Below are 25486 nucleotides of genomic sequence, written 5' to 3'. Positions count from 1 at the left end.
AGTCCTATGGGCAGATGGTATGGACCTGTTCACGTAACTGGTCTTCCCCTTGAGTTATCCGGACTTGCACATCCAACGACCATAGAGGATCATCACATTTCAGGTGCTCTCGAATTTTCACAGCATCTTTTTCTGTTGTGATCGCCAGAGCGAGCCCTACACGTCGCATCTTTACACGAATCGCTTCAACATCTTTTTCTGAATAGGCAAAATGATCGGGGTACCGAATCTCCTCACCCACCGTCAACCCACAGGAGACCACACTCGTTCGAAAGGAGGCGGGATTGCCTATCCCGCTAAAGAGCAAACAGGATGTCCCCTTGAAGGCCCCGGCCGGTTGAGATTTCCCTGTCGCAATATGCGTGAATATTCCAGGTCCGGTTTCCAGACGTATGGGAACAATCGACGTTCCCACGCTCTGTTCAATTCGATTCTGAAGTGATGCGACAGATATAACTTGTTCCGTGCGACTGAAAACGAATGTTGTGGCCCACTTAGCTGCGGACAGCGGTTCACGCATTCGACCGGCGGGCACGACTCCCCTTAAGCCCTCAACATCAGTTACATCAAATACGAGCACGTCCAGATCACGGTAGAGAGAAAGATGCTGGAAGCCATCATCAAGAAGAAAGCAATCGCATGAGGCCTGCTCTAACACCCACTGTCCCAGACGATACCGATCGGTTCCCACAGCCACAATCGCCCATGGGCACTTGCGCGCCATCAGCATGGCTTCATCCCCTACCGATCGCCAATCTTCCTTCAGCGAAACCCCGTCAGAGACCAGCCTATTCACTGCCGAAAATTCCCTTCCATACCCTCGGCTTAAAATCGCCACCCGCTTGCCCCGCTCATGAAGTCTGGCGGCCAACCACATCACCAATGGAGTCTTCCCGGTACCCCCCACGGTCATATTGCCCACACTGATCACCGGTTTTGGCAGTCGATGTTGAGGAAACCAGCCACGTTGATAGGCCGTCCTCCGCAAATGACCGACTGCACCATAGGGAACGGCACACCACCGGAGAATCCATGGGCAACGCCGGTCCAACCAACGCCAGAGCCGTTCCGGGTTCACATCAAGGGAAGGAGACGTTGTGTTCACGAAGGACACATGGCGGAGATCATATTCTCTCCTTATTCTGGGCTCTAACGGCAGCTTATCGGAGCACTTCTTGAGATTTGCGTGAAGAAGGCCCTTTCGCCGACAAAGAAAAAAAGGCCGAATTGTCCTTGTTCAAGAGTTGATCAATCCATTGAAGATTCCTGGTGATGACGCCCCCATGGGTCCGGACCATTTCCAACGCCCTTTGGCCCATCTCTTCGGCTGCTGAAGGATGCGCGATCAAACGAACCCATTGAGAGGCCAAATCCTCCTGATTCTGAATTTGTATGCCTCCCCCTGCTCTCAGAAGCCGTCCGGCAATGTCCCGGCAATGATCGACATAGGGACCAAATAGAACGGGGCGACCCCATTGTGCAGGTTCCAACAAATTATGTCCGCCAACCGGAACCAGTGTACCTCCCACAAAAGTGACCCAGGCCTCCCGGTAGACAAAGGCCAACTCCCCTCTGGTGTCTAACACAATGACACGGGGGCCCTTCTGAAAAGCCTGTTCTCCGACATCCTTCACCAACCGGCTGCGACGGACACAAGCGAATCCATACTGTTGAATAACCTTTTCAAGCGCAGCCGCACGCTCGATATGGCGTGGAGCCATCACCAGTACCGCCTGTGGGTGTTGGGCAATCACCTGCCGGTACGCATCCAACAAACACTCTTCTTCCTGAGGGTGCGTACTCCCGGCCACAATGAGTACCTCAGCAGCTTGGCACGCGAAGAGTGCTCTGAAAGAAACATGAGTATCGGCAGAATGTCCTTGCCCAAGCCCTTGATCAAACTTCATATTCCCGGTGACATGAATAGTATTTGGCTCGGCCCCTAACCGGCCGATGCGCTCAGCATCGTGTTCCGATTGCATTAAGGCCAGATCGAGACAGCTCAACACCTGCTTCATCATACCTCTGACCCAGCGATATCTGGCAAAGGATCGTGAAGAGATTCTCCCGTTGACAAGACAGATCGGCACCCGATGCCGTTCAAGATTTTTCAGCAGATTGGGCCAGAATTCGGATTCGACCAAAATAAAGAGCTGAGGCTGAAGTATACGGATATACCGGTCAACCGCCCACCAAAAATCAACGGGAGCATAACAATGGACAGCCACACCCTCCAAACGCTTGATCACAACTTCCCGACCGGTCTCCGTCACCGTGGACACGACCAACGGCCATTGAGGATACCGTGCTTTCATCGCGTGGAGCAGAGGAACGATTGTGGCCACCTCGCCCAGGGAGACGGCATGAATCCAGATGACCGGTTTTTGCAGATCCCGCAATTCGGCAGGAACGGCCCCAAGCCGGCACCATAGGCCGCGTTGACTGCGTTTTTTTGTCAGCAGAAGACCGATGATAATGGGAAAGGCCAGAACCAGCAGCACATTATATATTACATAATACATGATTCGGTCACCGATCGAAGGTCTCATTTATATCAATCAGATTCCGGGAAGACATTCGGCGGAGAAATGATTCAACCGGGTCCGAATCCTGAACAGCCAATTCCGCTTGAGCCGTGAGCCGGTTCAGCGAACCTTCCAGCTCCAACCCCGGACCGGACAGCTGCTCGTTCGAAAGATCCTGGCTTACCCAGATGGGTGGGCCCCATACAAACAACCCGACCCCACCGGGATAGGGTATCTGGAAACGATCCCAACTCGTAAAAACTTTTTTTTTGAGCAGGCAAAGGTTAAAGGAATGATGGGCAATCCCGTTGCCTTTGCCAGGTAAATCACTCCCGATTGTACCGTGCAGGCCGGTCCCTTCGGGCCATCGGGCGTCACAACCAGATCCCCGCCATTCCGGCCAGCCTTCAACAATTGCCTGGTCGCTCGAATTCCCCCGCGTGTGCTCGACCCGCGAATGGACTGAAATCCGAAATATCCCATGATTCGCGCGATGATTTCTCCATCCCGATGTTGGCTAATCAAAATTGAGGCCTGTTGCCCACGGTAGGCCAACGGCATCATCAACTGACGGCCATGCCAAAAGGCAATAATGATCTTTCGGCCTTGGCGATACAACTCGTCCACGGCTTCCCCACCGACAGTGGATATACGCATCGTATGCCCCAACATGCGAATCATGTGTGCGGCCAATGGCGGAGCGACGGACAGTTTGATCCAATTCAACATAGAAACGGCGCCCTTCAATTTAGGAGGTCGTCGGTAACGGTTCGGGTTGAGTTAGTAAAAATTGCGTTTGATACAATCGAGTATAGAGGCCTCCCTGTTGAAGCAAGGTGGCATGAGTGCCGATCTCTTCAATTTTTCCGCGATTCATCACCACAATACGATCGGCATGTTGCACCGTGGACAATCGGTGGGCAATGATCAGGGTCGTTCGGGCTTTTACCAGATTTGCCAGAGCTTTTTGCACCAACTTCTCAGATTCCGAATCCAGAGCGGACGTCGCCTCGTCCAGAATCAGAATCGGGGGATCCCGCAGAATGGCCCTGGCAATCGCGAGTCGTTGACGTTGTCCTCCCGATAATCGTAGTCCATTTTCACCAACCAGCGTATCCAGCCCCTGAGGGAGCCGCTCAATAAATTCCCAGGCAAAGGCGGCGCGAGCCGCCTCAATGACCGCCTCTTCACTCGCATCCAGACGGCCATAGGCGATATTATTTCTGATCGTATCATCAAATAACACGGTTTCTTGAGACACGATGCCAATCTGCCGCCTCAGCGACGATCGATCAACCAGGCGAATATCCTCACCATCAATTTTCACGGCTCCTTCTGTCGGGCGATAAAACCGTGGGACCAAACTCACGAGAGTGGTTTTTCCACTACCACTGGCCCCGACGAAGGCCACCACTTCCCCGACGTTGATCGTGAAATTGATCCCGTGCAAGGCCGCCTCGTCAGAGCCCTCATACCTGAAGTTGACACCGGAAAATTCCAAATTTTTCGTCATGGGAGGAAGAATTTTTTTGCCCTCGTCTTTCGCTAATTCACTTTCCAGATCCAGGACTTGAAACACTCGCTGAGCCCCCGCAAGCGCACGCTGAACCGACTCATTGGCCCCGGACATTTTCCGGAGAGGGGCATACGCCATGAACATGGCAGCCAAAAAGGAAAAGAACTCTCCCGGCTTCATCTCTCCGGCAATGACTAATCCTCCCCCATACCAGATAATAAAGGCCACACCGCAGACTCCAATGACTTCAAGAAGTGGAGAGGCCATCGCTGAGGTTTGAGACGACTTCACTTTTGCTGTCCGAAAGGCTTGATTCGTCAACGAGAATCGGTCAGCCTCCTTTTCTTCCTGACCGTAGGCCTTCACGATCTTGATACCGGAAAACGCTTCTTTTAAGACGGAAGCCATTCTTCCAATGGATTCCTGACCACGCTTTGAAAGTTTTCGAATCCGCCGGCCGACGCGGATCAACACCAATGAAGAGAAGGGTAATACGACCAACACAATCGTCGCGAGTTTCCAATTTTGATAAAAGACCACGGACAGCATCGCCACAAACGTGAGCCCCTGTTGAAAGATATCCTTCAACACACTGGGAATGGCATTTGCCATTTCGTTGACATCGCTAATCACCCTGGCCATCAACCGTCCTGACGTATTCGCATCGTGAAACCGAATAGGCAGGCGCACGATATGAATAAACAATTGTTGGCGAATATCGGACACCAGCCAGTGGCCCACATAACTCATGAGATAACCCTGTCCATAGGCAAAAGAGGCTTTCAAAATTGCGACACCCAGGACAGCCAACGGAAGGATGAGCAACATCTCTTGATTGCGCTCAATGAAAATTCCATCCAGAACCGGTTGGACAAGCCACGCATAGACCGCTGATAATCCTGCCACCCCGGCAGAACAGACAAACGCGCCAAGCAACCGCAGGCGGTACCCCTTCAGATAAGACACGATTCGCCAGAAGGTCTTCATACGGTCGCCTCAGCAAGGATACATGCTGCAGCCCGTTTCGACGCTCCCGCCCCCCCCAGAGCAGTCCGAATGGTGTGGAAAGCCTGGGTCATGTCGTGTTGGCGGCGAGCGTCTTGCAAAATGCCTAAGGCTTCGTGGGCGATATCATCCGGGGTCATACGATCCTGTATTAGCTCCGGAACAATTTCTTGACCGGCTAAAATATTCACTAGACTAATATAAGGAATTTTAACCAGCCGTTTGGCAATATGATAGGTCAAGGGAGATGTTCGATAGACCACGACCATCGGTGTTCCAATCAGTGCCGCTTGCAACGTCGCCGTCCCAGAGGTCACCAGTAAAAGATTTGACGCCGCCATCACCTCATTGGACAGACCTTTGACTACCTTGACCTGTTCTCTACAATGTCCAAGGAACTCATTCATCATCGAATCGGACAGTGAATGCGCTTGCGCAAGAAGGACTTGAACTCTAGGGTATTGATTCCGAATCTGTTCAACCGAACGGAGGAAGGCCGGCAACACCTCCCGGACTTCCCGGACACGACTCCCGGGCAGCAGACCGATCACCAGATCCTCTCTGTTCAAACCTAATTCCTGACGCTCATGCACCATATCATAGGCAGGCTTTAGCTCATCCAATAATGGATGGCCAACATACGTGCAGGGAATGCCGGCTTTTTGAAAATAGGCCTCTTCGAATGGAAGAATCGCTAACACATGGCTGACCACTCTTCGAATGACTGTGATACGACGGCTTCCCCATGCCCACACCTGAGGGGCAATGTAATAGATAATTTTGCATGACCGTTGTGCGATGGCCTTGGCCAGGCGAAGATTCAATCCCGGACTGTCGATAAGGATAATGACGTCAAACCGTTCACGTTGGAGGTAACGAGTCAGCGTTCGTAGGGTCTTCCACCCCTGTATGAGCTGCCGGATCCCCGGAACGCCCATGGCATCTACCCGTTTGACATGGGGAAGAAGCGAGACCCCGGCTGCCAACATCCGACTCCCACCCACACCGATTAATTCCACAGCGGGATTCAGTTCCCGAAGTGCCAGGGCTAAGTGCGCTCCGTGAATATCGCCAGATGTTTCACCGGTCACTAAGAAGATTTTTGGCATCGGGACTCTAACAGACCGCTCATAGCAATTAGTCCGCCCTGACGCGGATTACCGTGGCGAGTGCCCGGCATGTTGTTGAATGAGCGAGACCACTTGAGTTGCGACTCGCAGAGCTTCCACCCCTTCTTCTCCTGAGACACCTCGGGCGGAAGGATTTCCCAGAATCGATTGAACGAAGCAACCCAATTCACGAGTCAGGGCATCGCCTTCATCACCCTTGATATGTTGCGTTTCAACTTCAAACGTTCCACCTTCCAAACTTCTCCTGGTGTTCATCACAGCCTCTTTTCCACCAAAATCAACCGAGAGATAGCGATCCCGTTGATAGACTCTGATCTTTCGCAGGCGTCCAGTCGAGATGCGGCTGGCAGTCAAATTCGCCAGACACCCGCTTTCAAAGAAAATCCGCACATTGGCAATATCGGGCAGATCGGTAAACACCGGCATACCTCTCGCCTCCACCTGCAGGATAGGACCCAACCCTAAGGATAACAACAGATCCAAATCATGAATCATGAGATCCCGTACCACATCGACATCCGTTCCTCGAGGCTGAAAAGGACTTAGACGGTGACATTCAATAAAGCCAGGTTGACTCACGAGAGGACGCATCACTTCTACGATCGGATTAAATCGTTCAATATGTCCAACCTGCAGTATGGTCCCCCGGACTTTCGCCAGCTCGACTAACTGCTCACCTTCCCACACATGGCTGGCAATTGGCTTCTCGACCAGAACATGGCATCCGCGTTGCAAACATGTCGTGACCACAACACCATGTGCCGAGGTCGGGACCGCCACACTCACCGCATCGACCAAAGACAGCAGCTCGTCCACATCCTGAAAATACGGTACTTTACATTCATCCGCTACCAGATGCCCGCGTGAGGTATCGGTATCAGAAACCCCAACTAAGGTCACAGAAGGCAGGGTTCCATATATGCGAGCATGATGTCGGCCCAAATGACCAACACCAATCACCCCAACTCGTAAGGATTGTGTCATGTAGGGATCGGTCGTCGCGGAATTGGAGAATAGAGACAGCGGTTCCAGTTACACCACACGAAACACCACGATGGGGGATCCGTCCCCTTACTATGGTGAAGCATCGGAAGACGCGGCATGCTGTAAAGGGCCTGTTGGAGCAATTCCCACGATCGCGATACCTGCTGATCTGGCGTTTACACACATCTCTTCTCGATCGAGAATGACCGTGCGCCCGGCTTCAATCGCGAGAACTGAAGCCTTAACCGCGACCATGGACTGAATGGTTTGAGGACCAACAGCCGGCAAATCAAACCGAAGATCCTGGTGCGGTTTCGTGCGTTTGACCACCACGGTTCCCTTGCCACCAAGTGTCCCTCCACGAGTAATGGTCCCATCCGTTCCCTCAACGGCTTCAACGGCAACAATCACCCGATTTTTCACCAGGACACATTGCCCAATATCTAACTTACCCAAGGTTTCCAGAGTATCCCAACCAAATTGAATATCGTCCCACTCTTTGCTCGTTGGTTTCCTATGGGCGAGATTGCCCTCTCTCGCCAGAATGCCTTCCAGGCCAAACGTGGACTCCCGGATCTGAATCCCTTCCCGCTCTAATTCTCCAGCCACCGCCCTGAGAATCGCATCATCCTTCCAATGTTTCAAACGGCTAAAAATGGCCAAGGCCCGGAGGTCCGGCCGAAGTGCCGTGAAAACATGCGTTTTATGGATACCACCCAACATGACGGCCTGGCGGATGCCATCACCCTTTAATGCCGCCAAGGCCTTGCTAAACTGCCCGACCTTGAGCCAATGAATGCGATCAACATGGGATTCAAGTTCCGGAAGTGTCTCACCCACATGCGCAATGGCGGAAACCGAAAACCCCAACCGCCGGACATTATCGGCAAAAATAATCGGAAAACGCCCGTTACCCGCAATCAGTCCAATCCGCTCATCTTGCTCAGGAGAAATCATACCCTTCGCACCAAATCAACTACGGCCTTACTCCTCTTCATCATCCAACTCCCGTGAAGACACTTGGCAGATCCCCCGACTGGTACTCTCCAGAAAGGTGAGTAACGTCATGACGTCTGTGCTTTCCCCGTACTCGTTACGAGCCAGTTTAATGGCTTCTTGCAGGCGATGTCCCTGTCGGAATAGGAGTTCAAATGCGGCCTTTAAGGTATTCATGCGTGCTCCGGAAAACCCATGGCGTCGCAACGCGATCGTATTCAGCCCAAACATTTGTGCACGATATCCTCCTGCCGCACGAACAAACGGCGGGACATCCCGTCCTAGGGCGGAACACCCTCCCACCATCGCATATTCACCAATCCGTACATATTGGTGCACCCCGACTAAGCCTCCGATCACGACAGAATTGCCCACGGAGACATGGCCGGCTAAGTTTGCCGCATTGGCCATCACAATATAATTACCCAGCTCACAATCATGAGCCACATGAGTATAGGCCATGAAAAAATTATGGTGCCCGATTCTGGTCACTCCGCTTCCAAAAGCTGTCCCTCGATTAATTGTCACATTCTCACGAACAATATTATGATCCCCGAGACAGACTCTGGTGGGCTCATCTTTATATTGCAAATGCTGCGGAGGGGTTCCAATAGACGCAAATGGAAAAAACCGGCAACACCGGCCAATGTCCGTATGCCCCTCTATACACACATGAGCCACTAATTCGGTTTGATCTCCAATCGTGACATGTTCACCCACGACACAATAGGGCCCGATGACGACATCTTCACCTATTGTAGCTTTGGGATGGACAATTGCTGTGGGATGAATATTCATCAAATTCTCACTTTATTGCGTTGAACATGAATTTACAGCCAGACTTCGCGCAACAATCCTGTTGCCTGTAGCTAGGCCTCACTTTCTTCGACTTTGACCATGGCGGTCATTTCGGCTTCGCAGACTAAGGAAGATTCGACCAAGATCTTCCCGGCCATTTTCCAAAATGGATCTTTTCTCCTGATCACCTCAACCTCAACCCGCAATTGATCGCCGGGAACGACCGGTCGACGAAACTTGGCTTTTTCAATTCCGGTGAGAAAAACGGTGGGGCGCCCCGTCCCCATCGCCGTTTTTCTGGCCAATACCCCGCCAACCTGTGCCATCACTTCTAGAAGTAACACACCAGGCATAATGGGGTACCCGGGGAAATGCCCTTGAAAAAACTGTTCATTGGCCGTGACGTTTTTAATGCCCACAATCCGCATCCCACCTTCGAATTCAAGGATCCGATCCACTAACAAGAAGGGATACCTGTGCGGAAGTAATGCCTGAATCTGGAGAATATCTAACTCGCTCTCAGCCATACCGACCCCTTTCTCTCAATGTTACTCTGACACCATTGGTCCTTATGAATGACCATGAGCCACCCTTTGGCTAGGGTATACGGATTTCTCCGCTCTCCCGATCCAGTGCCTGAATAACCTCAGTCGAAATATCCAGGCCGGGTTGATAAAACAACGTGCCTGAATTCACACCATATTCCAAGACCAGGCCCAGGCCACGCTGACCGGCAACTTCCGTTACCACCTTTTGCACCTGGAGACGAAATTCGTTTTGCAATTCGCGTTGTTTTTCTTGGACTTCTCTGTTTAAATCGGCTACCTTTTGCTGATATCCGGCCATTTTTTCTCTGAACTGTTCTTCCTTCCGATCTCTGGCCTCCTGACTCAACACCGTACTTTGGGCCATCAATTCACTTTCCAACTTACGTAATTCCTTTTGCTCTAATTCCACCAGTGTCTGCCGATCCTTCATAAAGGCATTCAGCGCATCCGACAGCCGTTTTCCCTTGACCGTTTCAGCCAATATCCGCTGAGGATCAACGACACCGACCGGGAGATCCGATGGATTGGTTGGCCCTATCGCCGTGCAGCCCCAGGCGAAAGTCAGAACCAGACTTCCCATAGTCATCCACCCGCCGACACCCCCAACACCTATCTTCCTCATTATATGTTCTCTCCTCTCCCTCGCCATCACGCATGGTCTTGTTGCAAATCCCATCTAAAAGACCGATCCCACGGAAAACTCAAATACCCACTTTCTGTCATCCTTTGGTCCATCTATAGGACGGCCATACGCCGCCCGAAGAGGACCAAATGGTGAAATCCATCTCACCTCCATGCCTGCAGCCATTCGAAGATCAAAATCTAAACTATCTCCTTCAGAAAATCCTTTTCCATAATCGAAAAAAATGACCCCGTTCAACTTGGCATCTGGCAACACCGGGAAAATCAAATCATTATTAATAATGATTTGTTTATTGCCCCCTTCAGGATCATTGCCGGAGGTCACGGGCCCGGCACGGCCAAATTTAAATCCTCGCACAGTGTTGATGCCTCCAACGTAAAAAAACTCAGGAATAGGGAATTCCTCTCCATTAAATCCGTCTCCATATCCAATCCGTCCCCGAATGGAATGACGAAAATCCCAAAAGGGCAAGGGGGTAAATTTCATGGCATCCAACGACATGCTATAAAAATTATTTGACCCCCCAAGGACATCCGTTCCAAAACTCGCGATGACACCGATTCGAGTGCCACGACGGGGGTCTAAATAATAATCACGCGAATCCCTGAATAAAGAGGCACGGAACCCGGTCGTGGACTGCGTGCCTTCCTGATCTTTAATGAGATCGTTGGCATCAGATTCCACATCATCAATTTTGATTTTTTCAGCTACAAGAGTAAAGGTACCCGTCAGGTATTCAGAAAAGCCCCGACCAAACGTCAGATTCGCCCCTTGCTTTTTTTCAAGATACGTCAGGAAATTGGTTCGCGAGCTGAACAAATCAGCCTGGCCGGAGGTTAAGGTATCAAAAATAGCCGGATTTCGAAAGGTAATAGTTCCCAGAGTACGCCGTCCTCCTACCTGCCCCCGGATCCTGGCTAAATACCCCCGCCCGAATAAATTCCCCTCGGTAATATCCGCAATCAACGTAAATTGATCCAAGGTGCTGAAACCTCCGCCAATGCTGAAGGAGCCGGTCGGTTTTTCCTTGACTTTGACCTCTAAATCGACTTCACCTGGAGCAATCTGTTTGGGAAGAATCTCCACCGTTTCAAAAAAATTCAAATTATTAAGACGTTCGAAACTCCGTTTTATTGCCGGGGAATCGATCATGTCCCGTTCATCCACCCGCAATTCACGCCGGATCACATTGTCCCGCGTCTTATTATTCCCGGTAATGCGGATATCTTGAATCCTGACCATTTCTCCTTCCTCAATGGAAAAACCAATACGAGTGCTCCGCGTGGGAGGATCAGGCTCTACGGAAGGATTGGCCTCGGCAAATGCATAACCCCGACTGCCATATAAATCCGTCAACCGGGTAATCTCATCACGGATTTTTGCACGCTGAAACACTTCACCAGGTTCAATGATCAATCCTTCCCGTAATTCGGCATCAGAGAAGAGCGTATTTCCGGTATACTCGATTTGACTCACCACATAGGGCTCTCCTTCGACAATCGGGAATACCAGAGTAAACCATTCTTTCTTCTCATCCAAATCCATTCGAGGCATCCCGACTTGGACATCTAAATAGCCTTTATTGAGGTACACTTCTTTAATCCGTTCGACATCATTCGGAAGCTCATCGCGATGAAGGATGCCGGCATCCGAAAAAATTGACCAGGGCCAGGAATATTCGCGATTGGCCATAAACGACGTCAATTCCTTCTTCCGAATGACATTACGGCCTTCAAATACGATCGTACGAATATGGGCCTGACTCCCCTCTTCGATATAAAAGGTCAATCGTACTTGATTGTTCTCGACCATATCGGTGATAGGAATAATTTGAACATGGTAAAAGCCCTTGTCGTGATACAACGATCGAAAACTTTCTACAGAAATCTTTACCTGTTCTTTATCCAAAAACACCTGATTTTTTACGGTATTTTTTTCGTTCAGCTTGTCGTCTGACAACTCTTCATTTCCATCGAACACCACTTCGATCGTAAACGGTTTTTCCTTCACACGAAAGACCACCAGGACTCCATTGGCCCTGACTTCGGTTGAGACTTCGACATCTTCAAAAAACCCCATTCCATATATCAGCTGAATTTGTTCCCGAATGGACTCTTGGGTAAATACATCACCTGGTTTGATGGATAATTTCCCTAAAATAGCCAGGTCTTCAATATGCTGGTTTCCTTCAATTTCGATGCCTTCGATATGGGACTGGGAAGTTTGGGCCAACACCGGTCTCCCAAACGGAAGTGTTCCTACCACAAGCAGACCAACAAGGAGAAAAAGGCTGAAAGATGAAAAGAGAGAAATCCCGAAACGCCTCATCTTGTGCCCAAGACCCAGTAACTCAGGCAACACTAGATCCATGGGGCATCTCTAAAGCGATGGAGGAAACCAGAAGGGTGTATCACAAAAAATTTGTATGGTCAGCAGGACAGCAGAATTGCCCCTTCAATTTGGTCCCCAACGATTAAACCTTAGAGATGCTGGTGATAATGGGGGGAAGCCTGAGAAATGAGGAGGCAATCATCATATTGGGATCAAGGTGGCAGATTATATTCTTGATAGGATTCCTTGTAAAGGCAACATCTTAGGCATGCGCTATTCTCAGAAACATCCCAAGAAGGGAGCAAGCATAAACCTTGACAACATTTTTCACCTTCTCCTAGTATCAAAATCAATACAATTCATGTAGGTTTTCTTAAACAACGAATAATGGAATTTCATTTAGAGACCCATTCCTAACCCCGGACAATCTTCGGCATTGGCTGTGCAAGCCGGGACCATCGTAACGTTCATGATAGGTCCGAAGATATCCCTGCTCTGTCTGGTAAAGTCCCTTTTCCGATGAAAAGATTGAGAGAAACACTGTTCCCCACTTTGGCCAAATCTTTGATGAACCCATTCGTTCATCGTTAGAAATAAAACTGATGACTGAAGACTATCCGGAGATTCCCGCACCGTCTATTGAACAGATCCCAGAAGAATTACCCCTTCTTCCAGTACGGGACATTGTTGTCTTTCCCTATATGGTGCTCCCTCTCTTTGTTGGGCGCGACATGTCCATCAAGGCCATTGAAGCCGCTCTCTCCTCCGACCGCTTAATCTTTTTAACCACCCAAAAAAATCAAGACGTGGAAGTGCCAGAGACCCCAGATCTCTATCAAATAGGCACAGTCGGCGTCATCATGCGCATGCTGAAACTTCCGGATGCCCGTATCAAAATACTCGTCCAGGGCCTCACAAAAGCCCGGGTTCAAGAATTCACCCAAACCAATCCATTTTTCTCCGCCCGCATCAAAACATTGGCCGAATCACCCACAGCGCTTCCTTCCTTGGAGAAAGAAGCCATCGTTCGCTCCACCCGAGAATCCTTGGAAAAAATTGTCGGACTAGGAAAAGTGTTGATGCCGGATGTGCTCACCGTCATTGAAAATCTTGACGATCCTGGACGTCTGGCAGACATTATCTCTTCCAATCTTGGGCTCAATATTGAGACCACTCAGGGAGTCCTCGAAATTGACGATCCTCTTCTCCGCCTGAGGCGTGTGAATGAAATCCTGAGTAGTGAGCAGGACGTCTTGTCCATGCAACAGAAAATCCAAGCTGAAGCCAAGGGGGAAATGGATAAGACGCAACGAGAATACTTCCTTCGCGAACAACTCAAAGCGATCCAGAAAGAGTTGGGGGAACTCGATGACCGATCTGAAGAAGTGGCCGAATTTCGTCGAAAGATTCAAGAAGCCAGCATGCCGGACAAGGTCCTGAAAGAAGCGGAGAAACAACTGAAACGTCTGGAAAAAACACACCAGGATACGGCCGAGGCCGGGACGATCCGCACGTACTTGGAATGGTTTGTTGAATTACCTTGGAACCGTCATTCTGAGGATAACCTCGACCTCCCCCAGGCAAACCAGGTACTGCAGGAGGATCACTACGATCTGGAACGGGTCAAGGAACGAATTCTGGAATATCTCGCCGTGCGCAAACTCAAAGACAAAATGAAAGGACCCATCTTGTGTTTTGTGGGGCCTCCTGGAGTCGGCAAAACTTCTTTAGGTAAATCGATAGCTCGTGCCATGGGGCGGGAATTCGTTCGCATGAGTTTAGGTGGAACACGAGACGAAGCCGAAATTCGAGGACATCGCCGAACCTATGTTGGAGCACTGCCAGGAAGGATCGTCCAAGGGATCAAACAGGCAGGGACCAATAACCCCGTGTTCATGCTCGATGAAGTCGATAAAATTGGAACCGATTTCCGCGGGGATCCCTCGGCTGCCTTACTGGAAGTGCTCGATCCGGAACAAAACCATGCGTTTGTCGATCACTATCTCGGAGTCCCCGTTGACCTGAGTAAAGTCATGTTCATTACGACCGCAAATTTGACGGATCCCATTCTCTCCGCACTACGGGACCGAATGGAGATCATTGAAATCCCAGGGTATTCGGAGGAAGAAAAGCTTGGCATTGCTCAACGCTACCTGATCCCGCGTCAGTTGGAGGAACACGGAATCACACAAGAGCACTTACTTCTCACCGATCCGTGCCTGGCGCGCATCATTTCTCAATATACCAAAGAGGCCGGGGTTCGCAATCTGGAGCGTGAACTGGCCAATGTCATGCGAAAAGTGGCGAAACGCATTGCCGAAGGAAAGATCAAACGCTATCAGGTCACTCCCCGAAACCTCCATCACTACCTCGGTGTTCCTAAATATGTGCCGGATCAGGAACAGGAAAAAGATGAAGTCGGCGTCTCAACTGGACTCGCATGGACAGAAACCGGTGGGGATGTTTTGTACATCGAGGCTTCGGCCATCAAGGGAAAAGGCCTCTTAACCTTGACAGGGCATCTTGGCGACGTCATGAAAGAATCTGCTCATGCCGCACTTACCTATATTCGCTCCCAGGCCAAGTCATTGGGAATCAATCCTGACATTTTCGCAAAACAGGACATTCACGTTCACGTTCCGGCCGGGGCCATTCCCAAAGACGGACCGTCCGCAGGCATTACGATGGCGACGGCCCTTGCATCCTGTCTCAGCAATAAACCTGTCAAACGAGACTTGGCGATGACAGGGGAAGTCACGCTTCGCGGCAGAATACTGGCCATTGGCGGATTAAAAGAAAAAGTTCTAGCCGCTAAACGGGCCCATATCAAAACCATTGTGATGCCTAAAAGAAACCAGAAAGACCTTGATGACATTCCCAAACATCTCCTACGAGGCCTTGAGTTTATCTATGTGGAGAATATGTCGGAAGTTCTTAAAGTCGCCCTTCGCACCAAAAATCGACACGATTTGAACTCGTCACTGACTCATGGACATAGCTCATCCGGCCGTCGAAAAAAAGTTGCCTCCCCGGTCACCCGTCGCCCGTTACGACAATCCATCACCAAGACACGCTGACTTTTTTATCATGTCCCCTTCCCGCCGCCAGGCGCCCGTGTCAACAATTGGGGAATTTCAACTTATCCGCGCCCTGTCTCGTGGATTTTCCGCACCCGGTCCTCGTACCCTCATTGGCATGGGAGACGATGCAGCGGTTCTGGCCCACCCCTCATCAGCCCATCTCGTCATATCCACCGACCTCCTCGTTGAAAACATTCATTTCTCCAAAAACACCTCTTCATTTTTTGATCTTGGTTACAAGGCAGCCGTCGCCAATCTCAGCGACATGGCCGCAATGGGAGCCATTCCCACATATATCCTGGTGGCCGTTGCCCTTCCCTCTCATGTGACATATGGAGACTGGAAGGACCTGTATCGTGGACTTTCCGTTCCTTGCAAAGCCCATGGAGTTCGACTGGTGGGTGGTGATACTTCAGCATCACACTCCTCGCTGTTTCTGGCAATTACCATACTCGGACAGGTTACACCCGGTCAGGCGTTAACAAGGGGCGGGGCCCAGGAAGGCGATATCATCTATGTCAGTGGATCGTTAGGGAACTCAGCTGCAGGATTGGACTATCTGACACATCACCCTTCACGAGAAAAGATTTCAAAATTGCGACAACCCATGAAGTTTTTAGTTGGGCGCCATCTCAGGCCCACCCCTCGTATTGCATTGGGACGATTGCTGTCTTCCCGTCGTTTGGCTTCGGCCGCCTTGGACCTATCTGATGGCCTCTCAGGAGATATCAAACATTTGTGCCAACAAAGCCATGTGGGTGCACTCATTCAGGAGGACAGCCTACCCTTGTCACCTCATCTCATCTCATACGCGTTAAAGATGAGTACAGACCCTCTACCCTGGGCTCTCCATGGAGGAGAAGAATATGAATTACTGTTTACCGTGCCTCCCAAAAAACAACATCGCCTGGAATTGGCGGTCAATCAACTACGGATTCCTGCCACCGCCATTGGTGTCATTACCCCTCGTCGTTCGGGAGTTCAAATAGCCCATCAAGACGGCAAAACTCAAAAATTGGTCTCGCAAAGTTATGTGCATTTTTCGAAGTAATGGAATGCTAGGCAACTGTCAATGGTAACGCTTGAGTCTGTCCGCCAACAATTGACTCATGTCTTACATCTTCGGGAAACTCCTCACCGCACAGCCATGGCCTTTGCTCTAGGTGTGTTTATCGCCTTCGCACCACATTATTTGTTCCACACCGCCAGCGTGGTATTCTGCGCCTGGGCCTTCCGGCTGAATTTTTTAGCGCTCTTTCTGGGGTCATTAATCAACAATCCCTGGACACTCATTCCAATCTTAGCTGCCAGTCTCTACACCGGAATGCTATTGATGGGCGCATCCTCATCAGCCACGATTGAGTGGGATCAGATGAGGGTGGACAATATATTTGATATGCTTTCCCCCTACCTCATTCCTTTTCTCGTTGGGGCCTGTGCCCTGGCGATTGTCGGATCGTTGATCGCCTATCCCGTCATGCGATGGGTCATCACCCGATACCGGGGGCTTAAGAATTCCTAGCAACATAACAAACATGGCGCACCAGCAGATCCTAACCGTGAATACGTTTTATGCCATGCATTTTCTGACAACCCGGCACACTCCATCAGGCGATAGCCTGAGGTCAGGGAAAGACGCTTAGCCCATGGCCGTGTTAGAACCCCTCTCATCCCCATTTGATGGCGTCTCGCTTCTGGCCGACCCTATTCACGGCTATATTTCCATCACCGTTCCCTATCAAGAACCACATCCTACGGAACAGACCGAAAAGGATTTGATTGATTCTCCCTGGGTTCAACGACTTCGGTATATTCTCCAACTTCAGAGTGCGCATTGGGTCTATCCGGGCGCCGAACATACCCGCTTCCAGCATTCCCTCGGGACCATGCACCTGGCAGGTCGATTTATGGCTCGCCTCTATCCGTCGCTTTGCCAAACCGTCTCCGAAGTACCATCGCGTCATTTTCTGGAAGAATTTATTCGTATCACGGCCCTGCTCCACGATATCGGACATGGCCCCTTCTGCCATTTTTTCGACCATCATTTCCTGCATAAATTTAACCTGACGCATGAAGTGGTCGGCCAACACATTATACGTGACCATTTGGGGCCAATTATAAAAAAGATCTGTCGGAGTCCCTCCGGGCCATTTGCTCCAGGAGAGCAATTGGATCCGGAACATATCGCCTTCCTTATTCTCAAGGATCCTCACAAATCGACAAAACATCTCCCACCGTGGGTTATCGCCTTACAACCCCTTCTTGGCGGAATTTATACCCCGGACAATTGCGACTACGTCCTCAGGGATTCCTACATGTGCGGAGTAGCCATTGGCCCTGTAGATATTGAACGACTCCTTCATTACACCTTCTTTTCATCACAGGGACTCACGATCCACCAATCAGGACTTCCGGCATTGCAAATGTTTTTACACGCGCGCCTCTATCTCTACGCCAACGTCTACTACCATCGCACCACGCGGGCGATCGACTTTCATCTCCAGGAAATTTTTCAACCCACCATGGAAATCCTGTGCAAAAAAAATCCTCTCCAATCCTTACCTCATTACCTACATTTAACCGATTGGCACGTCATCGAAACGGTGCGTTCATGGAAGCACGCTCGATCCATGCATAAACGACAACTGGGAATGGAATGGAGTCAAATTATCGGAAGACACGTGAAGTGGAAAACCGCATTCAGCACGCTGCTGCCCATCATTCAGCCGGCATCATCATCCTTTCAACCTCAGGTCTTTCTGAGCCGGATGCGTCGATTGTTACCTACTAAATATCGTCACCAAGATATTCGAGTAGACTTTGCTCATAAGGACCCTCGCCCCATTAATTTGCTCAACATGGGAAACTTTCAAATATTTGTCTGGAACCCGGCCAAAGGCACGGTCGAAAAGGACATCCTTCAAAAATACCTTCAGTATCTTCCAGCCCGGATGATCACTCTGCGAGTATTCAGCCAGGATCATTCCATCGATAAGATCCTAGCCAAAGCTGCCGAGGAAACCCTACGACGGCACTGGCCGACTTTAATTCAACCGGTTTCAGTGCTATAACAGGGACAGTTGCCTCACATATAGTTCCAGTGACATGAGAAAATCGTAGGCCAGGTTAGTGAGAGCGACTGCCGAGATGGAGGGCGGAAATGTCTTTCACCAGTGTGAGTTGTAAACGAATTGTTTTAACCGGATCGGGGAGATGGGGAACGACCATCCCGGAATCCTGACACTCCAGGCAAGCCCCCAATAACTGTATTTGAAGATCTTGTAAGCTTTCAAGAAAAAATGGATCCTCAGGCCAATGGTGAAACTGGATGTCACGAATTTTCCCCTCTTGCACATGGACGACGCCCACTGCCGTCCGTTTGTTACCTGGGAGATACCCTCGGATTGGCAACCCTTCCGTTATCGCAGGAGCCCAATTGGATTTAATCAGAGTTTCTAACCTCTGAAGAAGAATGTTTTCCCTATCAGCCAGGGGCAAAATCTGGGTTTCCTCCGCTTTGAACTCTCCGATGGGCTCCAGCACAACAAGAACGTGCTCGTCCGGCACGGGAACTACCACGCTATCAAATGTCACATGCTGCCTTTCCCGCTCAACCCAATCAACCGGGAATTTGACGAGCCCGGTAACAAACGGTTTCGGCCACATAGGTACGGATACCCCTTGAGTACCTCGCATTGAAAATTTATGTTCGGTCCGCCACCCCCAATCGGAATAAATCGCCAGCACATCCTGCTTTTCATTAAGAGCACGGATGAATACGCGCCGGGGCTTTTGAAAATGTTCAATAAATAATGACCGGGCTCCTGAACCCTCATCTAGGGTCGTGCTAAATCCATCAGAATCTACATCCCCCCCCGAATCGGTTCCTGACTTTTGCGCTTGGTCGAAAATATTGGAAATCCGGTGTGGAGAGAAAAACAATGAAAGAGGAATAGCCATGACCGGCAAAAACCTTGTGGGATCAATCGAAAAGTGCCAAACCTGATACAGGGGCTGCCCCATTTCAATAACAAATCCCTTCTCCCAAATCGTTTCTGCTAACCGATACGCTTCCCGGCGCTGATATGTGAGCTTTTCCAATGATAGAAATGCATCAAGATGGGACACCATCGATGAAGAATTTGGTCCGGAGGAAATCACCTGTCGCCCATTCTTGTCAACTCCAGAATCCCACCAGCGTGGCTTCGAGTCTTCCGAACTTTTATCAACCATTGATCGGCTAACTCCATCAAGAGAAGGGTCAAACACACCAATGAGGTGAGTCACAAGGCCTTGCTCCAAACCAGGAATATCCGACTCTATCCCCTGAGCGTTGACTGAGCTCACGACCACCCCAGTCTCTACGTCGACAATCTGCAGATCCACGGAGAGAGTGTGCTGCTGCAGGTAAATTCTCCCTTGAATGAGATATCGTACTCCTTTTAATTGTCCTAGACCGACAAGATTTTCACTTGAAGAAAATCCTCTTTGTTGAAGCCATTGCTCCCTTAAGACCGAACCCAGTGCATCTCGCGATACCACCTCAAGTTGTGGCCATCGAGCCAAATCACTGACCAGCATTTCTTGAAGTCCACGACCCAGCCAATTTAGATGGGAATGCCGGCTCATATTTTCCAAAGGAAGGATAGCGACGCTATGTGGTCGATTGAGAACACGACGGGGTATAGAGGGAATGGGGGATGAAGATGATGAAGTCGGAGAAACGGGAATCTCCGGTGGTCTCTGACATCCTGCCATTAGCACGAGACAGGACACCAGACACCGGAAAATTACTGGAACCCTAGTCAAGGACGGAATCGTCAGGTTGCTTGAGACGAAGCCGTTGCATGGTGGCTTGAGACCGAAGTGTGTGTCGAATAATCGCTTCGCGATCATCAGAAGAAATTTTGGTGAACTCCACCGCGATCTCAAATCCTTGTTCCTTGCCTTTTGTTTTAGTATCTACCCTAACAATTTTCCCAACAGCCTGAATCGGGATAAATGGCCGCAAAATGAGGCGTAGAACGAGAAAAGAACCAAGGGGATATGAGTCCTCAGAATAAAATTTAATTCCGGAACCGCATAGGCTCACTTTCGTTAATTCTGGAATAGCCCCCTTTAGATTTTTATCTTTTCCCAAAGTCCGGAGGATGGATGTCAACATCCAGTCAATCCTCGTGACCATTTGCAAGAGCAAAGGATCACGGATGGTAAGATCCTTCTCATCCACCATCGCTTTCACTAGATCCGGTGAGACCGCCAGCTCATCCCATTGCCACTGGCTGAATTCTGCCCCATCAAGATCAATCATTTCATAGGAAAAGGCAAGAGGAATCTCAACCCACAGACATACAGGCACCTCTACACGACAATCTTGACGTCGATCCTCAGAAGCCACAATATCCATAAGCCACCTTTATAAGAATCGCCCTGTCGGCACACCTAACCAAAGGAATCGCAACACTAAGGTGTCCATAAACTCTGTTTTCATACTAAGGATTCCTCGCAGCGTGAAGGCTGCGAATTTCCGCCAGAATATCCCTGGCTTGTTCGGCAGCTCCATGAATTTTTTCCAATTGTTGCTTCAGCTGTTCATCTTCACACCGACGCAGCGCTAACTGGGAAAATACCACAATAGGCAATAATTTATTGGAGAGCGAATGTAATAATTTCCCGTTTTGTACAGAATTATCAGTCAATACTGACAAAGAGTTTGCACATGATGCCGATTGTTGAGTCATCCTGTTTTACCTTTAAATAGAGAGCCGAACAACCAGCCGCAGCATCCTCTAAAAATGAATATCCCATCCTTAAGGGATGCAATCTCGCAATTGTCATACCTGGACAGCCTACTTTTCTTTTCGGTTGTTTTTCCAGAGAAATGTAGGGCAGAAGGAAATATGAGAAAATTTTTCTTTATCGATTAGGAGGACCTTGACCCTCTTCGTCAAAATTGTGACGGAGAAATTCGGTCATGTCAGGAAAAAATATTGAAATTTGATCTTTGGGGGGAATCCCATTGTGCAGCGCCTGAAAAACCTCTCAACATTTCCCTCCACAGTCAAATGGTCAGAAGATGTCGAACCGGGCTTGTCGGGTCTTCTCCCCACTGTCGTTTGAGAACCCCTAACTTTCGGCGTTGATCCTGAATATCATTCAGTTGTTGGTTGATTGCCGCTTGCACTTCTTTAACCCTGGCTAGGAGCCATTGATCGGATTCCATGAGAGCTTGGATGGTAGGTAAAGAAAGGGATTGTTGTGGTCCTTGGGACAGTCGCTGACCATACAGCACAATGACCTGATCCCATTGACCATGTCGAGCGGCCTCTAAGACCCTCTGAGTAAGCTGCTCTACCAGATAATTACCTTCAGACATAAAACCCCGTGGGTTATATCCCAACTGCCTGTGGCTTGGTTTCTTGAACGGCCAAATCCACCCAGGCCTCTCGTAAGAGAGACAGACAACGGATAGGGCCTTCTAAGCGCCGGGGTTCGTTTTTCAGGTTGGCTTGCGTCAATTCAAATTGCATGTACTCATACATACGGCGGAGGTCTTTTGCGATCCCCCCGCCCTCCTCCATATTGAGGGAAGCGGACAATTCCCCGATCACACGAAGGGCACGATCAAGAAATCGGGCCTTATCCTGATAATTCAAGGTGGACATTCCCTCTTGTGCAAGTTTCATGGAAGAAATGGCCCCATCATATAGCAACACAATCACTTGAACGTTAGACGCAGTTTGAATTTGCGTGTTTGCATAAGCCTGAGCACCAACCATCATACGATTTCCTCTCTTTAGCCATTACTCAACGGGAATGCGTTCTGTAACTGTTTCAATTGACTTTGCAACGAGGCCAATAATCCATCCAAATTGGCAAACTTTAAACGTTGTTGCTCCTCAAAACGGGCCAAGGCTTCTTCCTTCAAAGAAATTTGATTCGTAAAATCATTCACTTGTTTCGTTAAGGCATTTTGGCGACGCGTGAGAGAGCCCGTGTCGATATCATCCAATCCATCAATGGCATTCACGGTCAAATCCGCAATCCCATTGGTGCCGGTGGTGGTATTCTTAACGAACAAATCACGTACAGCGGAAAAGTTGGTACTCAAGGCCGAATCTAATGTTGTTTCGTTCAGCTTAATCGTCCCATCGGCAGTTTGTGTCTCAAACCCAATTTGTGAAGCGCCTGAGTATGTCGTCAATCCGCTGATTTGGGAAAAAACTGATCCCCTAATTCGATCAAGAACGGTTCGAGCTAAACTCTCTCCAACAAAAATCCCTCTTTCTTTCGTTTCAGTATTATAAAAAGTTCGCTCATTGACAAATGTGACGATCTCATTGTAACTATTCACAAAATCTGAGATTGCTTCTTTGACAGCTCCATTATCCTGACTCACCGAGATCGTGACAGGATTGGTGGCATCCACCGCTTGAAGATTGAGAGTAAGGCCTGCAACGACGTCAGTGAGTGTATTGGTCGAACGGGTGATCGTAATGGCCGTGGTCCCGGCTCCGGCATCCGTTACCCCCAATACGACTTCGGAATCCTGAGCGGCTTGAAACGTATCCACTCCAGTCGTCGCCGTATCTAATGTTGTATCGTCAGCCACAATTGTGATGGCCTGGTCGAGCCCAGTCTCATTCGCTGACAACACGAGACGAAATTGGGGTGAAGCTTCACTCCCGGTATTCAGAATTGAAGCACTCACTCCGGCTCCCAGATCATTTATTGCGACTCGTAAATCATCCAAGGTACCCGTGGCCTCTAAATTCACCGTTTGAATCGAGCCGGTGCCCACTTGAAATTGAAACGTCCCGGATGCGCCACCAACAATATCCGCATCAGTTTGGGAAACTGCCGTGGAAGCCTTAGAAATAATTTGATGTGCGGAGGCCAACTGATTTACTGTTACCTGATAGGTGCCTGGGGCCGCAGACGACGAAACAGTAGCCAATAATGGGGTTTGGGCACTAGGTGAGGCGACATTAACTTGATTTTTATTAAAACTGACTCGATTGCGGAGACCGCTCGCCAGACCTTGAAAGCTGAGTAGTTTAGCCCCTAACAGACCCAATTCGGTTTGTTTTTTTTGGGCCTGAAGCTTTTTCTGGGTCAGGCCATCAATGGGAAGGCGTTCTGCCTGAACTAGCGCATCGATAACCGGTCCAAAATCAACGCCATTTCCAAGCCCACCGAAACTAATAGCCATCCGAATATTCCTTTCGTCATTCTCTATAACATGACGAAATGCTTAACGGTTCTCCATTGTATCACGAGAACACGATCTTTCAGGGGCAGGGACTTGGGGATCATAAACTGCAAATGAGTTGAAACGTCGACTAAATGTTCTCTTCTACAAACAAACCTGACTGTCCGGAAAATAACCGCGCAAGATCTACTATCTGTTCTGAAGGTATTTGTCGGATAAGGTCACCTGATTCTTTATCCACGACTCGAAAAATCACCTGATTAATATCCTTTTCCAAAGAAATCTCAATCCGGGGATCAACCTGCTTCACCGTTTCTTGAAGCCGAGCCACTGTTGCTTGGACCTGTTCCGCCGTCAATGGTTCATTGGCCGTTAATTCCTCAGTAAAGTCTGGGTCATAAACTGGCTGTTTTGTCTCTGATTTGCGCTGAATATCCCCCGTGCTGGGCTTCTGTCCATCCCGCACGCGAATCTCATTTCCAACTGAGATATTTATGAAAGAGACGCTGTCAGAAAGTGTTGAAATCATAATGGGTTAACCCCAACTTTCTTAAAGGAGAAACCGGGACTTAGCCCCGGTTTCTCCTTATAACGGATTACTGCAGCAAGGCGAGGGCTTGCTGAGGCAACGTATTGGCTTGAGCCAATATTGAGGTACCGGCCTGAACTAATATTTGGTTCCTGACGAACTTCGCTGACTCAAAGGCAATATCAGCATCACGAATCCGTGATTCAGCAGCGGTGATATTCTCACCGGCAACTTGCAGATTGCCGACAGCAGCATCAATCCTGTTTTGCAAGGACCCGATATTTGCACGAGCAGACGCCACGGCACTAATGGCGCTATCAATGTTAGACAATGCGTCTAACGCATTGCCGGAAGTCGACACATTGGTCGAGGCGAGGTTTAATGTACTTGTATTCAAGTCATTGAGTGACAAGGAAAGCGTATCATTCGCTGAACTCCGGAAACCAATTTGGATACTCAAGGAGTCGTTATCGGTTCCACTTAACAATTTCACTCCGTTAAACTCTGTCACAGAAGAGATTCGATCGATTTCAGAGCGAAGGGCCACAAATTCCTGATCAAGGAAGGATCGTTCATTCGAGCCAAGGATTCCACTGGCTGATTGCTCGGCTAGTTCCCGAAGGCGGCCTAATAGATTGCCGATGCCTTCCGCACCACCGTCAGCAATTTGGAGTAAACTGATGCCGTCGTTGGAATTTCTGACCGCTTGATTAATACTACGAATCTGAGCCCGCAAGGTTTCGGAAATTCCTAAACCTGCAGCATCGTCTGCAGCTCGGGTAATTCGCAAACCCGAAGAAAGACGGGCGACCGATCCTTCCAATTGAGAACTGGACACGCCCAAATTCCGTTGAGCGTTGAGCGATGCGATGTTGTTGTTAACGACAAGTGCCATACTTTCCTCCTTGATGGCTGCACCTCAAAGGATCCGTCCCTTGAGGAAGACAATAAATGAGTTGAGCCGATTGGCCTCCTCGATAGTTGTGAAATGAACCAATTCCCACTTCTACCGGTATGTATCGACCACCAGGAGGAAAACTTGAGGAGGCTAGCCAATCACTTGTGTCCTACCAGAACCCCACTGAGAATCCAGGCAGTAACCTGACGGGGTAAACAGAGGCAACGCCATTCCATAGCCTTCAGTGGTAACTTCATAGGATGCCACAAGAATGGAAGGGCGAGAAAACTT

23 protein-coding genes are annotated in these 25486 nt (G+C 49.6%); 4 read left to right on the top strand and 19 right to left on the bottom strand.

The window, feature by feature from the left end:
- Positions 1-4: 4 nt before the first annotated feature.
- From lpxK to bamA, 11 genes are all read right to left on the bottom strand, one after another.
- Positions 5-1105, bottom strand: a complete 1101-nt coding sequence (gene lpxK, locus PQG83_RS03675) for a tetraacyldisaccharide 4'-kinase (RefSeq protein ID WP_312746890.1) — start codon at positions 1103-1105, stop codon at positions 5-7.
- Between the two features lie 55 nt (positions 1106-1160).
- The gene (locus PQG83_RS03670) at positions 1161-2522 is read right to left on the bottom strand and encodes a 3-deoxy-D-manno-octulosonic acid transferase (RefSeq protein WP_312746888.1); all 1362 of its coding nucleotides are present in this window, start codon (positions 2520-2522) and stop codon (positions 1161-1163) included.
- A gap of 183 nt (positions 2523-2705) precedes the next feature.
- The gene (locus PQG83_RS03665) at positions 2706-3254 is read right to left on the bottom strand and encodes a lysophospholipid acyltransferase family protein (RefSeq protein ID WP_312746886.1); all 549 of its coding nucleotides are present in this window, start codon (positions 3252-3254) and stop codon (positions 2706-2708) included.
- Between the two features lie 19 nt (positions 3255-3273).
- Positions 3274-5028, bottom strand: a complete 1755-nt coding sequence (gene msbA, locus PQG83_RS03660; protein WP_312746883.1) for a lipid A export permease/ATP-binding protein MsbA — start codon at positions 5026-5028, stop codon at positions 3274-3276.
- Positions 5025-6155 (bottom strand): lipid-A-disaccharide synthase, encoded by a 1131-nt coding sequence (gene lpxB, locus PQG83_RS03655; RefSeq protein WP_312746880.1) that lies wholly within the window; start codon positions 6153-6155, stop codon positions 5025-5027. Before lpxB ends, msbA begins: the two co-directional genes overlap by 4 nt.
- A gap of 48 nt (positions 6156-6203) precedes the next feature.
- Positions 6204-7160: a Gfo/Idh/MocA family protein gene (locus PQG83_RS03650; protein WP_312746878.1), complete on the bottom strand. Its 957-nt coding sequence runs from the start codon at positions 7158-7160 to the stop codon at positions 6204-6206.
- 90 nt (positions 7161-7250) lie between these two features.
- Positions 7251-8117 (bottom strand): LpxI family protein, encoded by an 867-nt coding sequence (locus PQG83_RS03645; RefSeq protein ID WP_312746876.1) that lies wholly within the window; start codon positions 8115-8117, stop codon positions 7251-7253.
- Positions 8118-8144: 27 nt separating this feature from the next.
- A complete protein-coding gene (gene lpxA / locus PQG83_RS03640) occupies positions 8145-8954 on the bottom strand; it encodes an acyl-ACP--UDP-N-acetylglucosamine O-acyltransferase (protein ID WP_312746874.1) in 810 nt (269 codons plus the stop codon).
- A gap of 71 nt (positions 8955-9025) precedes the next feature.
- Complete coding sequence (fabZ, locus tag PQG83_RS03635) at positions 9026-9481, bottom strand: 3-hydroxyacyl-ACP dehydratase FabZ (RefSeq protein ID WP_312746872.1); 456 nt, start codon at positions 9479-9481, stop codon at positions 9026-9028.
- 70 nt (positions 9482-9551) lie between these two features.
- Positions 9552-10124 carry an OmpH/Skp family outer membrane protein gene (locus PQG83_RS03630; RefSeq protein WP_312746870.1) on the bottom strand — a complete coding sequence of 191 codons (573 nt, stop codon included), beginning with the start codon at positions 10122-10124 and terminating at the stop codon, positions 9552-9554.
- A 54-nt stretch (positions 10125-10178) separates the two neighbouring features.
- Complete coding sequence (gene bamA / locus PQG83_RS03625) at positions 10179-12515, bottom strand: outer membrane protein assembly factor BamA (protein ID WP_312746868.1); 2337 nt, start codon at positions 12513-12515, stop codon at positions 10179-10181.
- A 563-nt stretch (positions 12516-13078) separates the two neighbouring features.
- On the opposite strand from bamA, the gene lon reads away from it, so the two are divergent.
- From lon to PQG83_RS03605, 4 genes are all read left to right on the top strand, one after another.
- Positions 13079-15553 (top strand): endopeptidase La, encoded by a 2475-nt coding sequence (gene lon / locus PQG83_RS03620; protein WP_312746866.1) that lies wholly within the window; start codon positions 13079-13081, stop codon positions 15551-15553.
- A 37-nt stretch (positions 15554-15590) separates the two neighbouring features.
- Positions 15591-16607 carry a thiamine-phosphate kinase gene (thiL, locus tag PQG83_RS03615; protein ID WP_312746864.1) on the top strand — a complete coding sequence of 339 codons (1017 nt, stop codon included), beginning with the start codon at positions 15591-15593 and terminating at the stop codon, positions 16605-16607.
- A 21-nt stretch (positions 16608-16628) separates the two neighbouring features.
- Positions 16629-17078 carry a DUF2062 domain-containing protein gene (locus PQG83_RS03610; protein WP_312746859.1) on the top strand — a complete coding sequence of 150 codons (450 nt, stop codon included), beginning with the start codon at positions 16629-16631 and terminating at the stop codon, positions 17076-17078.
- A 124-nt stretch (positions 17079-17202) separates the two neighbouring features.
- A complete protein-coding gene (locus tag PQG83_RS03605; protein WP_312746856.1) occupies positions 17203-18627 on the top strand; it encodes an HD domain-containing protein in 1425 nt (474 codons plus the stop codon).
- A gap of 55 nt (positions 18628-18682) precedes the next feature.
- Here PQG83_RS03605 and PQG83_RS03600 read toward each other — a convergent pair whose 3' ends face one another.
- From PQG83_RS03600 to PQG83_RS03565, 8 genes are all read right to left on the bottom strand, one after another.
- Positions 18683-20185: a CsgG/HfaB family protein gene (locus PQG83_RS03600; RefSeq protein ID WP_312746853.1), complete on the bottom strand. Its 1503-nt coding sequence runs from the start codon at positions 20183-20185 to the stop codon at positions 18683-18685.
- A gap of 172 nt (positions 20186-20357) precedes the next feature.
- The gene (locus PQG83_RS03595; protein WP_312746851.1) at positions 20358-20963 is read right to left on the bottom strand and encodes a PilZ domain-containing protein; all 606 of its coding nucleotides are present in this window, start codon (positions 20961-20963) and stop codon (positions 20358-20360) included.
- An 85-nt stretch (positions 20964-21048) separates the two neighbouring features.
- Positions 21049-21297, bottom strand: a complete 249-nt coding sequence (locus tag PQG83_RS03590; protein ID WP_312746849.1) for a hypothetical protein — start codon at positions 21295-21297, stop codon at positions 21049-21051.
- Positions 21298-21617: 320 nt separating this feature from the next.
- Positions 21618-21932: a hypothetical protein gene (locus PQG83_RS03585; protein WP_312746847.1), complete on the bottom strand. Its 315-nt coding sequence runs from the start codon at positions 21930-21932 to the stop codon at positions 21618-21620.
- Positions 21933-21945: 13 nt separating this feature from the next.
- Positions 21946-22338, bottom strand: coding sequence for a flagellar export chaperone FliS (fliS, locus tag PQG83_RS03580; protein ID WP_312746845.1), 393 nt, complete (start codon positions 22336-22338; stop codon positions 21946-21948).
- Positions 22339-22352: 14 nt separating this feature from the next.
- Positions 22353-23768: a flagellar filament capping protein FliD gene (gene fliD, locus PQG83_RS03575; RefSeq protein ID WP_312746843.1), complete on the bottom strand. Its 1416-nt coding sequence runs from the start codon at positions 23766-23768 to the stop codon at positions 22353-22355.
- Between the two features lie 130 nt (positions 23769-23898).
- A complete protein-coding gene (locus PQG83_RS03570) occupies positions 23899-24234 on the bottom strand; it encodes a flagellar protein FlaG (RefSeq protein WP_312746841.1) in 336 nt (111 codons plus the stop codon).
- 130 nt (positions 24235-24364) lie between these two features.
- Positions 24365-25192, bottom strand: coding sequence for a flagellin N-terminal helical domain-containing protein (locus PQG83_RS03565; RefSeq protein ID WP_312746839.1), 828 nt, complete (start codon positions 25190-25192; stop codon positions 24365-24367).
- Between the last annotated feature and the right edge of the window lie 294 nt (positions 25193-25486).

The organism is Candidatus Nitrospira neomarina, assembly GCF_032051675.1.
Lineage (GTDB): Bacteria > Nitrospirota > Nitrospiria > Nitrospirales > UBA8639 > Nitrospira_E > Nitrospira_E neomarina.
The sequence above is the reverse complement of the archived record's forward strand: the minus strand, read 5'-3'. Positions and strand labels throughout refer to the sequence as shown.

Excerpts from the sequence above, each read along its gene's own strand:
- PQG83_RS03590 (WP_312746849.1), bottom strand. The coding sequence starts at position 21,297 with ATGACTCAACAATCGGCATCATGTGCAAACTCTTTGTCAGTATTGACT.
- fliS (WP_312746845.1), bottom strand. The coding sequence starts at position 22,338 with ATGATGGTTGGTGCTCAGGCTTATGCAAACACGCAAATTCAAACTGCG.
- PQG83_RS03600 (WP_312746853.1), bottom strand. The coding sequence starts at position 20,185 with ATGAGCCGGCATTCCCATCTAAATTGGCTGGGTCGTGGACTTCAAGAA.
- PQG83_RS03670 (WP_312746888.1), bottom strand. The coding sequence starts at position 2,522 with ATGTATTATGTAATATATAATGTGCTGCTGGTTCTGGCCTTTCCCATT.
- PQG83_RS03565 (WP_312746839.1), bottom strand. The coding sequence starts at position 25,192 with ATGGCACTTGTCGTTAACAACAACATCGCATCGCTCAACGCTCAACGG.
- bamA (WP_312746868.1), bottom strand. The coding sequence starts at position 12,515 with ATGGATCTAGTGTTGCCTGAGTTACTGGGTCTTGGGCACAAGATGAGG.
- PQG83_RS03595 (WP_312746851.1), bottom strand. The coding sequence starts at position 20,963 with ATGGATATTGTGGCTTCTGAGGATCGACGTCAAGATTGTCGTGTAGAG.
- PQG83_RS03630 (WP_312746870.1), bottom strand. The coding sequence starts at position 10,124 with ATGAGGAAGATAGGTGTTGGGGGTGTCGGCGGGTGGATGACTATGGGA.
- PQG83_RS03645 (WP_312746876.1), bottom strand. The coding sequence starts at position 8,117 with ATGATTTCTCCTGAGCAAGATGAGCGGATTGGACTGATTGCGGGTAAC.
- lpxB (WP_312746880.1), bottom strand. The coding sequence starts at position 6,155 with ATGCCAAAAATCTTCTTAGTGACCGGTGAAACATCTGGCGATATTCAC.
- fliD (WP_312746843.1), bottom strand. The coding sequence starts at position 23,768 with ATGGCTATTAGTTTCGGTGGGCTTGGAAATGGCGTTGATTTTGGACCG.
- lpxA (WP_312746874.1), bottom strand. The coding sequence starts at position 8,954 with ATGAATATTCATCCCACAGCAATTGTCCATCCCAAAGCTACAATAGGT.
- fabZ (WP_312746872.1), bottom strand. The coding sequence starts at position 9,481 with ATGGCTGAGAGCGAGTTAGATATTCTCCAGATTCAGGCATTACTTCCG.
- PQG83_RS03605 (WP_312746856.1), top strand. The coding sequence starts at position 17,203 with ATGGCCGTGTTAGAACCCCTCTCATCCCCATTTGATGGCGTCTCGCTT.
- lon (WP_312746866.1), top strand. The coding sequence starts at position 13,079 with ATGACTGAAGACTATCCGGAGATTCCCGCACCGTCTATTGAACAGATC.
- msbA (WP_312746883.1), bottom strand. The coding sequence starts at position 5,028 with ATGAAGACCTTCTGGCGAATCGTGTCTTATCTGAAGGGGTACCGCCTG.
- PQG83_RS03650 (WP_312746878.1), bottom strand. The coding sequence starts at position 7,160 with ATGACACAATCCTTACGAGTTGGGGTGATTGGTGTTGGTCATTTGGGC.
- PQG83_RS03610 (WP_312746859.1), top strand. The coding sequence starts at position 16,629 with ATGGTAACGCTTGAGTCTGTCCGCCAACAATTGACTCATGTCTTACAT.
- PQG83_RS03665 (WP_312746886.1), bottom strand. The coding sequence starts at position 3,254 with ATGTTGAATTGGATCAAACTGTCCGTCGCTCCGCCATTGGCCGCACAC.
- PQG83_RS03585 (WP_312746847.1), bottom strand. The coding sequence starts at position 21,932 with ATGTCTGAAGGTAATTATCTGGTAGAGCAGCTTACTCAGAGGGTCTTA.